Below are 13,181 nucleotides of genomic sequence, written 5' to 3' on the forward strand. Positions count from 1 at the left end.
CAACCGATACGGGCGATCCCAGCGACTGTAAGCGTGCATTCAAGCACTCTCAACCAGCCACTCCGCACCGGGGTGGGGCTGTTTGTCGACAAAGCTCCGAACCTGGCCGATCACCCACTCCGAGTTACCGGCCGTGAGCAGATGATCGCACACCGTCTCCGCCCACCGAGCACCGGGGTCTAGCTTTTCACGATCCGGTTGTAGCTGTAGAACCAGGTCGGTACGACGGCCGCCACGACGGCGAGCCCCCAGGCCGGCAGCGAGTGCCCCAGCAAGGCGACGAGGACCGACACGAGCAGGCACGGGATCTGCCAGCCGAGGAACCACCGCAGCCGCACCTTCCCGATCACGCCGGCCACACCGCTGATCACGAAGTACAGAGCGAGCCCTCCGAACAGGTACCAGCGCTCCTTGGTCTCCAGGTGCTCCCCGGCGTGCGGGATCAGACCGCCCAGTCCGGCCGCCATAGCGACGATTGCCCCGGTGACGACGAGGTGAGCGAGCAGTGCGGCCCACGGCTCGAGCGGAGTGGTACTGCGGGGCGCCGGAGTGAAGCCATACAGCGTCGTGAGCTGCCAGAGCTCGATCATCAACCAGAACGCGGCCAGCGAGGCCAGACCGACCTTCCAGTCCCAGTCGAGCTCGGTGTTCGCGTCGACGACCTGCGCCAGTGCCTCTCCGAGCACGATGATCACGAACAGCCCCAGCCGCTCGTCCAGATGCCCCCGCTCGACCTGCGCGGTCGTGATCAGCGGCGGCTTCGCCGGCACCTCGTCGTCACGCCGGTGCCACAGGCGGCGCAACAACCGGTCCCGGAGCTGGTCCTGTTCCTGCTGACGGCGGATGCTGGTCGCACGCTGCTCCAGCGCCTTCGGGTTGCGTGCCCCCATCACGGAGAACATCAGGTCGGCGGCGATCCCGCCGGCCCAGAGCCAGTACGCCGTCTCCTCCGGGACGAACAAAGCGACGACCCATGGCGCGGCCATGACACCCTGCGTGGCCGGCCAGAAGCCGATCACCTTGCCGTCCCGGCTGGCCGACCCTGCCGCGATGCCCCGGCAGACCAGGAAAGCGACAGTGAACGCCACGGTCCGGCTGCCACCGTGCGGCTCTCCAGCATGGCCCGGCAGCAGACCCGGCCACACGCCAGGTACGGACGCAGCCATTACGCCGATGCCCAGCATGGTCCGCAGTACCGCTCGGCGCCGTGTGTGCTCCCCCGCGACGTTGGCGTAGACGCTGGTCGCCGTCCACACGCTCCAGATCGCGTAGAACATCGCCGCGCAGATGGCGACCTGCCCGAGCGTCTCGGCACCGTGCAGCCGGTGCGAGATCTGCGCGGCCGCAGCGACCACGGTCAGATCGAAGAACAACTCCAGCCAACTCGCGTGCCGCTCCTCAGCAGCCCCCGTCTGTTCACTCACGCGGTGAACCTTAAGAGGAGAGCGCCCGGGGGTGCGAGGTCGCGTAGACCTCGCGGAGCTTGTCGACCGTCACCAGGGTGTACACCTGGGTCGTCGTGACGGACGCATGTCCGAGCAGTTCCTGGACCACGCGTACGTCGGCCCCGCCGTCCAGCAGGTGGGTCGCGTACGAATGACGCAGCGTGTGCGGGGAGATCTCCTTCGAGATCCCAGCCCGCTGCGCGGCACGACGCAATACCGTCCAGGCGCTCTGCCGGGACAGGCGGCCGCCGCGGGCGTTCAGAAACAGCGCATGGGTGCCGCGTCCGCGCGACACCAGGTCAGGGCGACCACGGACCTGGTACGCCGACAGTGCGTCGCGGGCGTACGACCCGACGGGCACTACCCGCTCCTTGCCGCCCTTACCGCGCAGCAGCACCGCACCGGCGTCCAGGTCGATGTCGTCGACGTCCAGGCCGACTGCCTCGGAGATGCGGGCTCCGGTGCCGTACAGGAACTCCAGAAGGGCAGCGTCCCGAGTGGCCAGTACAGCGGGCTCGGCCTCGGCTCCAGCGGCCGCTGTGAGGATCCGGGTGACCTCGTCGACAGACAGTGCCTTCGGCAGCCGCTGCGGCGGCGCAGGCGGCTTCACGGCCGCCGCAGGGTCCACAGCGGTCAGCCCCTCGCGTACACAGAACTTGTGGAACCCGCGGACCGCCACAACCGTCCGCCCGGCGCTGGAAGCGGTCAGCGGCGGATGGTCCGCGTCGCCTTCACGCAGCCGCATCAGGAAGTCGCCGATCACGGCCTCCGTGATCCGGCCGAGGTCGTCGATCCCGGCGGAGGCGAGGTAGCCGCCGTACCGGCGCAGGTCACGCCGGTACGACGCCAGGGTGTTGGGGGCCAGACCGCGCTCCACCGTGAGGTGGTCCAGGTAGGTGCCAACTGCCCTGGTGATGCCCGAAGAGATACTCAGACCAGCACCTCGTCGAGCTTCAGCTGGGACAGGTCGTGCGCCTCGGCCACCGGCCCGTACGTCACGTGACCGTCGAAGGTGTTCAGGCCGAGCGCCAGGCTGTGGTCCGACTTCAGCGCCTCCCGCCAGCCCAGGTTCGCCAGCTCGATCGCGTACGGCAGCGTCACGTTGGTGAGCGCGTACGTCGACGTGTTCGGCACCGCACCGGGCATGTTGGCGACGCAGTAGAACAGCGAGTTGTGGACCCGGTACACCGGGTCGGCGTGCGTGGTCGGACGCGAGTCCTCGAAGCAGCCGCCCTGGTCGATCGCGATGTCGACGAGCACGCTGCCCGGCTTCATCCGGCTGACCATGTCGTTGGTGACCAGCTTCGGCGCCTTCGCACCGACCACCAGCACCGCGCCGATGACCAGGTCGGCCTCGAGCACGGCGCGCTCGATCTCGTACGCGTTCGAGGCGATCGTCAGCAGGTGGCCCTGGTAGATCTGGTCGGCCTGACGCAGCCGGGCGATGTTGCGGTCGAACAGCTGCACCTGCGCCTGCATCCCGAGCGCGATCGCGGCCGCGTTCATCCCGGAGACACCCGCACCGAGGACGACCACCCTGGCCGGATGTACGCCGGACACGCCGCCGAGCAGCACGCCGCGGCCGCCGCCCTGCGCCATCAGGTGGTACGCACCGGACTGCGGCGCGAGCCGGCCGGCCACCTCGCTCATCGGCGCCAGCAGCGGCAGAGTGCCGTCCGGAAGCTGCACGGTCTCGTAGGCGATAGCCGTGATGCCGGACGTGAGCAGCGCGTCGGTCGTCTCCTGGCTGGCAGCAAGGTGCAGGTACGTGAACAGCACCTGGTCCTTGCGCATCCGGTGGTACTCCTCCGCCACCGGCTCCTTCACCTTGAGCACCAGCTCCGCGTCCGCCCAGACGTCGTCGGCCTCGGCGACGATCCGGGCCCCGGCCGCGACGAACTCCTCGTCCGGGATCAGCGATCCGTTGCCCGCCCCCTGCTCGATCAGCACCTCGTGCCCGCTGCGCACGAACTCGTGCACACCGGACGGGGTGATCGCCACCCGGTACTCGTGGTTCTTGACTTCCTTCGGTACTCCGACCTTCACAACTTGCCCTTCTTTCACGTTCCAGGTGTGCGGCTCACGTCGTTGTGTCCGCGGGCCCGGCGGTCGAGGGGTGTGCTGCCAGGTCGTTGCCGAGTGTAAGCCTCTGCGGTTCATACCACCCGACTGGATGGTCTGATCTTGACACGACCTTTCACAGAAGATGACGCCACGGAGAACGAAGTGATACCTGGCTACGGTCGGTGAGCTTTCCCACACGCAGCGATCGCCGGCCACCTGTGACTCCAGGCTGACACGGCAACGATCATTGACGGCCATTCGTCGGCGTCAGAGATGCTTGGAACGGAGCCCGTCCGCCCCGGGTTGCACGCTGAGGTTGATCGACGAGAGGAGTACGGCGTGGCAGTCGAACTGGGACGGTACGGGGTCTGGCACGGACCCCAGCACTTCGGCCCGGAACTGGCGGCGGGTCTGGAGGAGGCGGGGTACGGCACGCTGTGGCTGGGCGCCTCGCCCGAGACCGGTCTGCGCGACACCGAGGTGTTGCTCGCCGCAACGACTTCGGTTGCCGTCGGCACCAGCATCGTGAACATGTGGAAGTCGCCGGCGGCCGACGTCGCGGCGTCGTACCACCGGCTGGAGGACGAGCACCCGGGACGGTTCCTGCTCGGTATCGGAATCGGTCACCGTGAGCGCAACGACGACTACCGGTCGCCGTACGAGACGATGGTCGGCTACCTGGACGAGCTCGACGACGCGAAGGTGCCGGCCGACCGGCGGGCGCTGGCCGCGCTCGGGCCGAAGGTGCTGCAACTCGCGGGCGCACGGACCGCCGGGGCGCTGCCGTACCTGACGACGCCGGAGCACACGAAGGAAGCGCGCCGGATCCTCGGTGGCGGGGTGCTGCTCGCGCCGGAGCAGATGATCGTGCTGGAGACCGATCCGGAGGTCGCGCGGGCGACAGCGCGGGACCGGCTGGCGTCGTACCTGCAGCTGTCGAACTACACCTCGAGCTTCAAGCGGCTCGGGTTCACCGACGACGACATCGCCGACGGGGGCAGCGACCGGCTCGTCGACGCGATGGTTCTGCACGGGTCGGCAGTGGAGGTCGCCGAGGGCCTGAAGGCACACCTGGACGCGGGCGCGGACCACGTCGCGATCCAGCAACTGGGCCGCGAAGGCATCGACCTGCTACCGGGTTACGAGGCGCTGGCAACTGTGCTCGTGTAGAGCTTGATTCCGCCCGGGATCGAGGGAACATCAGCAGTAGGTGCACCACATGGCGCGGTGCACGTTGGAGGTGTTTCCCCATGACTGAGCGACACGAGTTGCGATGGGGCGGCTTCGCCGGACTGGCCTTTGTCGTCCTGGCAATGCTGGGCAGGTTCCTGTCCGGCAATCCTCCGACGGTCGGTGACTCTGACAGCACGGTTTCGAGCTGGCTCGCCGACCACCGGACCACGATCCTGTTCAGCTCGCTGATGTGGGCTGCCGCGGCCGGACTGGTCATCTGGTTCGCGGCCGCCTTCGCCGAGGCGATCCGCGAGCGGGCCGAGCGCAGCGACGTACACCTTGCGTTGCTGGCCGGATCGGTGCTCGTCGGCGGCGCGATCTTCGTGAACGCCGGCCTGACGGCCTCGACCGCGTTCGGGATCGCCGGGCGGGACGCGGCGATCACGATGACGCTGTACAACCTGAGCGCGGTGATGACGACGATGATCGGCTTCGCCGCGGCGCTGCCGTTGGCCGCGGCCGGGATCGGCGTGATGCGCACGCACGTGATGCCGAACTGGCTCGGGTACCTCGCCTTGCTGGCCGCTGTCGTGTCGTTCGCCGGGGCGTTCGGCGTGTTCGCGAGCAGTGGCACGTGGGTTGCGGGCGGGTTCCTGATGACCACTGTCCCGTTGCTGCTGACCGCGATCTGGATCGTCTGTGCGAGCGGGTTCATGGTCCGCGAGCACCTGCCCGAGTTGAGCACCGGGGAGGCCGCCGTACCGCAGATGTAGACCCGATTGGTGCCCCTGGCAACAGTTACCGGGGGCACCGGCTACTGCATCGTGAAGTCGGCGAAGTCGAAGCCCGGTGACACGATGCAGGACACGAGCACGGCCTCGTCACCCGCGGGGCGCGCGGCCTGCCATGCGCCCGGCGGGATCACGACCTGCGGCTGCTGCCCCGCTCGTACGTCGGGTCCGAGGACGACGGACTCGTCGTCGTACTCCAGCGTCAGCGGCCCGCCCGAGTGCCACAGCCAGATCTCGGCCGATCGCACCCGATGCAACCGCGACTCCTCCCCGGGCGCCAACAGGAAGTAGATCGCGGTGGCGCTGGCCCCGCACCCCGCCGTACCCCTCCGGCTCGAACTCGACCCCGGACCGCCAAGTCTCCCGGTACCATCCGCCCTCCGGATGCCGCTCCATCCCCAGCAACCCCGCCAACTCCGGCTTCTCCATGAACCGATTCTCCGGCAGAGTGCGGTGCATGCTGCCTTCCGAATACCACCGCAGGCTTCCGTACGGCGAACGCATGTCATCCGAGCCCTTGGTCGGGCATCCGTTCTTTCCGTTCGAGGGGGATGTGCAGGTCGTGCCGTTGAGCGAGCCGGTGTTGCCGGAGCCGCCGCGGGCCGGGGAGGACGGCGGGAAGCCGTGTCCGAAGTGTGCGGATCCGGACGGAAACGTGATCTGGCGGGATGCGCAGTGGTCGTTGAAGGCGTTCGGGCCCACCGGGCTGCCGCTGGTGGCGATCCTCGAGCCGAAGGAGCATTATCGGCTCGACAATCTGCCGGCGGAGTTGACGGCGACGCTCGGGCCGATGATCCAGCGGGTGGCCAACGCGATCCAAGGGATCGACAGCGTCGCGCGGACGCACTTCAACCGGTGGGGTGACGGGAGCGAGCACTTCCATCTGTGGTTCATGGCGCGGCCGCTCGGGATGATGCAGCTCCGGGGCGCGATGATCGCCGCCTGGGACGACCTGCTGCCGAAGATTCCCGAGGACGAGTTCGCGGCCAACGCCCGGCAGGTCGCCGCCGCCCTCGCGGAGGACGGCGGCGAAGCTGTCAGCCGCTGACTACCAGCTGCCCAGCGAGCGAGCGACCAGGATGTCGGTCTTCCGCACCGGCGCGCCGTCGACCGGGGCCGGGTCGTCCGGGGTGGACACGATCCCGCCGGCCGCGACCCGGTCGAGGGTGGCCAGGCCGAGCCGGTCCACCGAGCCGAAGATCGTGTAGTCCGGGCGCAGCCGCGAGTCCCCGAAGACGAGGAAGAACTGCGAGCCGTTGGTGTCCGGTCCGGCGTTCGCCATCGCGACCGTGCCCCGCGCGTACACCTTGCTGACACCTGTCGGATCGGTCGGCCAGTTCGGCAGGCCGGTCGGCAGCTCGTCCTTGTACGAGTAGCCCGGCCCGCCTTCGCCCGTGCCGCTCGGGTCGCCGCACTGCAGCACCTTCAGCGTCGGGTAGAGCGTGAGCCGGTGACACGTGGTGAAGTCGTAGAACCGGCTCTTCGCCAGGTGCAGGAAGCTCTGCACAGTGCACGGCGCCTTCGCCCGGTCCAGCGACAGCAGCATCGGTCCCTGGTTGGTCGCGACGAGGACCTTGACGATCCCCTTGTCCGGCGTGTGCTTCGGATCCGGCGGCAGCGACACAGGACGCGCCGGCGGATCGTCCGGAGTCGCCATGTAGCCACATGGGCCGCTGGTGGTTCCCGGTGTACCGGCTGCCTCGGCTGCGTCCGCTGGGGCGGTCGCGACCAGCAGGCTGGCCACCGCCAGCACCGCGCACGCGATCACGCTCGTCTTCCTCATGAACCGTCCCTCCCTAGCCTGCTGCCACGGTGAAGAGCCGCAAGTCGCGGTTCTCCGGCAGAGTGATGCTCACGGGCGTCTGGGTCAAGGTCACAGGCGCTGTGGCGAAGATGTGCGTGGTGACGTTGTCCTTCCCGCCGCCGGATTCGTTGCGGTACGGCGTGGTCGCGACGATGACGTTGCCGTAGTGCAGGGTGTCGCCGCCACCGCCGAGGGTCCAGTCGCTGAAGGACAGGTCGATCGGCGACGTACTCCCGTCGGCGTAGTTCAGCGTCGCCGTCGTCTGCTGGTTGCCGTTCACTGCGCTGCCGACGAACGACAGCTTCGTCGTACCGGCCGGCAGGTTGAGGTTGAGCAGCTGACCGTCGGCGGGCACGTTGTCGGGGTCACCAGCCGGTACGTCGGGCCACGTGAAGGTCAGGCCCTGCACGGTTCCAGTACCACCTGGTGTGAGTCCTGCGGCCGCTAGCGCCTGGCGGGAGTAGCTGACGCCACCGCCGTCGTAGTCCGCCTCGGTGTGGTCGCCGTTGTCGTCGGAGATGCCCACACCTTCCCGCAGTACGAAGAACGAGTTCGGCAGACCCACGACCACAGTGAAACCGACCTGTGGCAACGCAGTACCGTCCGCGGCTTTCATCGACACCGTGACCGGGTAGCGGCCGTCCGGCGTACTGGCTGCTGCAGTGATCGTCACCGACGCACTGCCGACCTTGTCCACGTGGAAGGTGCCAGTACTAGGGGTCGCGGTGAGGCCAGCAGGCGCGTTGATCGTGTAGGTCACGTCCTGTGCGGTCCCACTCAGTCGGTGAGCTTGCACAGCGATCGGTGCGCTGGTGGTGCCTGGTGCAACGACTACCCGGCTCGTGTCAGTGGACGTCTGGAACGGGATCTCTCCGGTCCGCCACGACGGCGGCGCGTCCTTGGCTGCAGAGCCCCATGAGGTGTTGGCCGTAGTGCCCAGCTTGAAGTCCAGCGTCCCGCCGTGCTGCACGAACGACTCCGGTAGCCATGGCTTGGTCAACGACTTCCCATTGACCTTCAACGACTGCACGTACTGCGCATCTGCGCCCGGAGCGTTGATCCGGATCGTCCGGCTACCCCGGTGGATCACTGCCCGCGGGAACAGCGGTGCGGCGACCTGCAGCTCCGCACGGCTCGGCACGTCCGGGTACAGACCCAGTGCGGTCCACACGAACCAGGACGACATCGCACCGAGGTCGTCGTTGCCGGGGATCCCGCCGGTGCCGGTGTTCCACAGCTGGTTCATTGCCTGCCGCAACGTCTCCTGCGTCTGGTACGGCCTGCCGGTGTAGTTGTAGATCCACGGCGTGTTGATCGACGGCTCGTTGTCCATCTCGGCGTGCAGCTCGCCCGCACCGGTCAGCGCCCAGGTCCCGTCCGGGTTCTTGAAGAACGCGTCCAGCCGCTGGTTCGTCGCGTCCACACCGCCGATCGCGTCGACCAGTCCGGCCCGGTTGTGCGGAACCATCCACGTGTACTGCGCACTGCTGCCCTCGGCGAACCCGTCGTACGTCGAGGGCGTGAAAGCCGGCCAGGCGCCGTTGTCGTCTCGGTTCTGCACGTAGCCGCCGTTGTCCGGGTTGAACACGTTCTGCCAGTACTGCGACCGCGTCAGGAACCTCTGGTACGTCGGCTTGTCGCCGGTTCGCTGGGCCAGCTGGGCCAGCGCGAAGTCGTCCGTCACGTCCTCGAGCGTCTCGACCGCACCGCCCCACGCGTTGGACTTGGTCGGGACGTAGTGCAGTGCGAGGTACTTGTCGAGCGACGGCCGCTGCCCGATCGTCATGACCGGCTTACCGGCGGAGCTGAGGTCCTTCGCGGTCGGTACGGTCGCCGCCTTCACCAACGAGCGCAGTGCGCCGCGAGCATCGAAGTTCGTGCCACCGAACGCATAGATGCCGGCCACAGCAGGCGCGGACGGGTCCCCCGTCATCACCGACGTACTGCCGGAGGCATGTGTCCACCGGTCCCAGATGCCGTCGTTCTGCGTGGCCTGGTTGAGCAGCGACTGCGCGATGTCCCCGGCCCGATCCGGATCGAGCAATGTAACTAGTTGCAGCTGCGACCTGTAGACATCCCATCCAGAGAACGTCGCGTACTGCGCCACCTGTCCGCGCGACACGTGATGTGGCTTCTGGTCGAAACCCCAATACTGCTGGTTGACGTCGCTGAACACGTTCGGGTGCAGCGACGCGTGGTACAGCGCGCTGTAGAAGGTCGTGCGCTGATCCGTCGTACCGCCGGTGATCTCGATCCGGTCGAGCTGCTTCCGCCAGGCCTGCTTCGCTTTCGCGGCGGTCATCGCGACCGACGTACCGCGCGGGTTCTCGGCCCGCAGGTTCGCCAGCGCGTTGGCAGTGCTCACGTAGGAGATGCCGATCCGCATCGTCACCTTGTCCCCGCTGTCCTGGTCGAAGCCGACGTACCCACCGGAGCCTTTCTTCGGCGGCATCCAGCCATCCGTGCCGTACGTCGTACCGCCGCTCGCCTGAGTGCTCCCCGGCGTGACCGTGGTGTCGGTCCAGGTGCCTTGGTTCTTGAAGGGCTGGTCGAACTCGGCCACGAAGTGCAGCGTGTAGTAGCTGCGCTGCGCGACGCCGGCCAGGTAGCCGCAGAAGTTGCCGCTCGTCACCGACCCGCTGACCGTGCGGTGCGCCGGGTCGATGCTGACCTGTGCATCGCTCGATCCGACCTCGGAGTTCGACGTACGGAACATCAGCGTCTTGGCCTTGCCGGCCGGGAACGTGAACGCCGCCGACCCGGTCCGCGTCGTCGCGGCCAACTCAGCCGTCACCCCGGAGTCGAGCCCGACCTTGTAGTACCCGGGCTTGGCGACCTCGTTTGCGTGGCTGAAGGTCGAGGCGTAGGTCTCGTCCTTCGCATCACTCTGCGGCGAGCTCGTCACCTCACCCGCCAGCGGGAAGATCGGGATATCCCCCGAACCACCCGCACACCCGGTCCCGCTCATATGCGTGAGACTGAACCCGCGGATCTTCGTCGCGTCATACAGATACCCACCGGGCGCGGCCGTGCGATACGCATTCCCACGGCTGGTCTCCGGACTGAACGAAAACATCCCGAACGGCAACACCGCGCCAGGAAACACATTCCCCGCGTTGGAAGTGCCGATCAGCGGATCAACCTGCTCTGTCGGATCAACTGAGCTCGCGGTGATCCGGCTGCTCCCCACAGCCTCCGGCGCCCGAAGGCCGGCCACCGACGGATCAGGTGGCGTCGCGGTGGTCGGTCGACCTGTAGTGCCGGCCGGCGACGGAGGACTCGGGACGGCCTGCGCCGTCGCGGTCAGCGCCAGAGCGGCGGTCAACGTGCTGACAAGCACAACGGCAGTACTGCGCCGGGCGGTGCGCATGGGGTTCCCCACCTTCGACGTCGGAACAGGGGCGGTGTGACATCGTTGTCAGCAAGAAATACCCCTCCCGACCCCGCAGGTCAAGAGCGCAGCGGAGTTCCGGAACTCCGCTCAGTGATCCTTCGCCGGCAGATCCTTCGCCGGCAGATCCTTCGCCAGCAGATCCTTGGCCGGCCAGGGGCTGTCGGCGGGGCGGAGGGTGTCGAAGCCGGGGCCGTTGAGGGCGGTCCAGGTGGCCAGGGAGCCCATCACGAGGATCGGGTTCTGGAGTTGGCCTGCCAGGACGGCGCCGACCACGTCGATGAGCGGCGCCCAGACGGTTTCCATGTCGGCCTCCTCATGGAGGCGTTCGAAGGACTCGTCGGCGGGCGACAGGTCGCGGGCCAGGAAGATCCGGACCGCCTCGTTGGTGAGGCCGGGCGAGGTGAACGCGTCGACCAGGATCCGCCAGTCGGCGGCCTTGGTCGCGGTCTCCTCCCACAGCTCGCGCTCGGCGCCCAGGCGGTACTGCTCCCCCTGGACGTCCAGCAGCCCGGCCGGCGGCTCGAGCAGCTTGTAGCCGACCGGATGCCGGTACTGGCGCACCAGCAGCATCCGGTTCGCCGAGTCCAGCGCCACCACGCCGACCGCACCGGGATGTACGACGACGTCCCGCACGAACGGCTCGGCACCAGCCGGGGCGACGGTGTCACGCCGTACCGAGATCACCCGGCCGGTCTCGTGCACGACCTCGGACGAGGAGACCGGCCAGTGCTCCGGCTGATCGGCGAGCCCGGCGCCGAACCGCAGCTCGGGATGGTCCGTCATCGGGTCTTGACCGGCGTCTTCTTGGCCGCAGCCTGCTTCGGCTCCTCGACCGGGAGCCGGGACTCGCGCTGCCGGTCCAGAGCGGCCGCGACCAGGCCGGAGAACAACGGGTGCGGCTTGGTCGGCCGCGACCGCAGCTCCGGGTGCGCCTGCGTGGCCACGAAGTACGGGTGCACGGACCGGTCCAGCTCGATGAACTCGACCAGCTCGTGGTCCGGCGACAGGCCGCTGAACACGAGGCCGGCGGTCTCCAGCTTGTCCCGGTACGCGTTGTTCACCTCGTAGCGGTGGCGGTGCCGCTCCTGGATGGACGGTGCGCCGTACAGGCCGCGGACGATCGAGCCGTCGGCCAGGTTCGCCGGGTAGAGCCCGAGGCGCATCGTGCCGCCCATGTCGCCGGTGCCGGAGACGATGTGCTTCTGCTCCTCCATCGTCGCGATCACCGGCTGCTCGGCGTCCGGGTCGAACTCGCTGGAGTTCGCGTCCACCAGGCCGGCCAGGTCGCGGGCCACCTCGATCACCATGCACTGCAGGCCCAGGCACAGACCGAGGATCGGAATGCCCTGCTCGCGGGCGAACCGGATCGCGCCGATCTTGCCCTCGATACCGCGCACCCCGAAGCCGCCGGGGATGCAGATCGCGTCGACGTCACCGAGCAGCCGGGCCGCGACCTCGGGCGTGGCGCACTCGTCGGAGGCGATCCAGCGCAGGTTCACCCGGGCGTCGTTGTCGAACCCGCCCGCGCGCAGCGCCTCGGCGACCGACAAGTACGCGTCCGGCAGGTCGATGTACTTGCCGACCAGCGCGACCGTGACCTCGTCCTTCGGGTGGTGCACGACCCGCAGCAGCTCGTCCCAGCGGGTCCAGTCGACGTCGCGGAACGGCAGGTTGAGCCGGCGTACGACGTAGGCGTCGAGGCCCTCGGCGTGCAGCACCTTGGGGATGTCGTAGATCGACGGCGCGTCCGGGGCGGCGACCACGGCCTCCTGGTCGACGTCGCACATCAGCGAGATCTTCCGCTTGACGCTGTCCGGGATCGGCCGGTCCGCCCGGCAGACGACCGCGTCCGGCGCGATACCGATCGACCGCAGCGCGGCGACCGAGTGCTGGGTCGGCTTGGTCTTCAGCTCACCGCTCGGCGCCATGTACGGGACCAGCGAGATGTGCAGGAAGAACACGTTGTCGCGGCCGACGTCGTGCCGGACCTGTCGCGCGGCCTCGAGGAACGGCAGTGACTCGATGTCACCGACGGTGCCGCCGATCTCGTGCAGTACGACGTCGACGTCGGCGCCCGCCATCGCGAGCATCCGTTCCTTGATCTCGTTGGTGATGTGCGGGATGACCTGGACGGTGTCGCCGAGGTACTCGCCGCGGCGTTCCTTGGCGATGACGCTGGAGTAGATCTGTCCGGTGGTGACGTTGGCGACCTGGGAGAGGTCGCGGTCGAGGAAACGCTCGTAGTGCCCGATATCCAGGTCGGTCTCGGCGCCGTCGTTGGTGACGAACACCTCGCCGTGCTGGAACGGGTTCATCGTGCCGGGATCCACGTTCAGATACGGATCCAGCTTCTGCATCGTGACGCGGATGCCCCGAGCCGTCAGCAGACTGCCGAGGCTGGACGCTGTCAGTCCCTTTCCGAGACTGGATGCCACGCCACCGGTGACGAATACGTGCTTGGTCTGCTGGGAAGTCGAAGCCCTGTCCACGGGTCTCCAGCCTACCTCTTG

General features: G+C 68.2%; 11 protein-coding genes and 1 pseudogene. 3 read left to right on the top strand and 9 right to left on the bottom strand.

What is annotated here, in order from left to right; all coding sequences use genetic code 11:
- Positions 1–179 precede the first annotated feature (179 nt).
- From EV645_RS02340 to ald, 3 genes are read right to left on the bottom strand one after another with little or no spacing between them, the layout of a single operon-like run.
- Positions 180–1,424, bottom strand: coding sequence for a low temperature requirement protein A (locus EV645_RS02340; protein ID WP_130439254.1), 1,245 nt, complete (start codon positions 1,422–1,424; stop codon positions 180–182).
- Between the two features lie 10 nt (positions 1,425–1,434).
- A complete protein-coding gene (gene xerD, locus EV645_RS02345; protein WP_479684493.1) occupies positions 1,435–2,361 on the bottom strand; it encodes a site-specific tyrosine recombinase XerD in 927 nt (308 codons plus the stop codon).
- A gap of 14 nt (positions 2,362–2,375) precedes the next feature.
- Positions 2,376–3,491: an alanine dehydrogenase gene (ald, locus tag EV645_RS02350; RefSeq protein WP_130439258.1), complete on the bottom strand. Its 1,116-nt coding sequence runs from the start codon at positions 3,489–3,491 to the stop codon at positions 2,376–2,378.
- Between the two features lie 357 nt (positions 3,492–3,848).
- Here ald and EV645_RS02355 point away from each other — a divergent pair, with 357 nt between their 5' ends.
- Positions 3,849–4,679, top strand: coding sequence for an LLM class F420-dependent oxidoreductase (locus EV645_RS02355; RefSeq protein WP_130439260.1), 831 nt, complete (start codon positions 3,849–3,851; stop codon positions 4,677–4,679).
- Between the two features lie 80 nt (positions 4,680–4,759).
- Positions 4,760–5,455, top strand: coding sequence for a hypothetical protein (locus tag EV645_RS02360; RefSeq protein ID WP_130439262.1), 696 nt, complete (start codon positions 4,760–4,762; stop codon positions 5,453–5,455).
- Positions 5,456–5,496: 41 nt separating this feature from the next.
- Here EV645_RS02360 and EV645_RS42545 read toward each other — a convergent pair whose 3' ends face one another.
- Together EV645_RS42545 and EV645_RS43330 are read right to left on the bottom strand one after the other, a co-directional pair.
- Positions 5,497–5,721, bottom strand: a complete 225-nt coding sequence (locus EV645_RS42545; RefSeq protein WP_242000160.1) for a cupin domain-containing protein — start codon at positions 5,719–5,721, stop codon at positions 5,497–5,499.
- Positions 5,722–5,836: 115 nt separating this feature from the next.
- Positions 5,837–5,977, bottom strand: a pseudogene (locus EV645_RS43330) (hypothetical protein); the annotation flags it as partial.
- Here EV645_RS43330 and EV645_RS02370 point away from each other — a divergent pair.
- Complete coding sequence (locus EV645_RS02370) at positions 5,931–6,521, top strand: hypothetical protein (RefSeq protein ID WP_130439264.1); 591 nt, start codon at positions 5,931–5,933, stop codon at positions 6,519–6,521. The pseudogene EV645_RS43330 and the gene EV645_RS02370 sit on opposite strands and share 47 nt — an antisense overlap.
- On the opposite strand, the gene EV645_RS02375 is transcribed toward EV645_RS02370, so the two are convergent.
- The 4 genes from EV645_RS02375 to EV645_RS02390 all read right to left on the bottom strand — a co-directional run bounded on the left by EV645_RS02375 (position 6,522) and on the right by EV645_RS02390 (position 13,160).
- On the bottom strand, positions 6,522–7,256 hold the full coding sequence (locus EV645_RS02375) for a peptidylprolyl isomerase (RefSeq protein WP_130439266.1): 735 nt from the start codon (positions 7,254–7,256) through the stop codon (positions 6,522–6,524).
- 13 nt (positions 7,257–7,269) lie between these two features.
- The gene (locus tag EV645_RS02380; protein WP_130439268.1) at positions 7,270–10,647 is read right to left on the bottom strand and encodes a GH92 family glycosyl hydrolase; all 3,378 of its coding nucleotides are present in this window, start codon (positions 10,645–10,647) and stop codon (positions 7,270–7,272) included.
- Positions 10,648–10,758: 111 nt separating this feature from the next.
- Positions 10,759–11,454, bottom strand: a complete 696-nt coding sequence (locus tag EV645_RS02385) for an NUDIX domain-containing protein (RefSeq protein WP_130439270.1) — start codon at positions 11,452–11,454, stop codon at positions 10,759–10,761.
- Positions 11,451–13,160 (bottom strand): CTP synthase, encoded by a 1,710-nt coding sequence (locus EV645_RS02390; protein WP_130439272.1) that lies wholly within the window; start codon positions 13,158–13,160, stop codon positions 11,451–11,453. Before EV645_RS02390 ends, EV645_RS02385 begins: the two co-directional genes overlap by 4 nt.
- Between the last annotated feature and the right edge of the window lie 21 nt (positions 13,161–13,181).

The sequence above is a fragment of the Kribbella rubisoli genome, assembly GCF_004217145.1.
Lineage (GTDB): Bacteria > Actinomycetota > Actinomycetes > Propionibacteriales > Kribbellaceae > Kribbella > Kribbella rubisoli.

Coding starts and splice junctions, on each gene's coding strand:
- EV645_RS02370 (WP_130439264.1), top strand. CDS start 5,931: ATGCTGCCTTCCGAATACCACCGCAGGCTTCCGTACGGCGAACGCATG.
- EV645_RS02375 (WP_130439266.1), bottom strand. CDS start 7,256: ATGAGGAAGACGAGCGTGATCGCGTGCGCGGTGCTGGCGGTGGCCAGC.
- EV645_RS02380 (WP_130439268.1), bottom strand. CDS start 10,647: ATGCGCACCGCCCGGCGCAGTACTGCCGTTGTGCTTGTCAGCACGTTG.
- EV645_RS02360 (WP_130439262.1), top strand. CDS start 4,760: ATGACTGAGCGACACGAGTTGCGATGGGGCGGCTTCGCCGGACTGGCC.
- EV645_RS02385 (WP_130439270.1), bottom strand. CDS start 11,454: ATGACGGACCATCCCGAGCTGCGGTTCGGCGCCGGGCTCGCCGATCAG.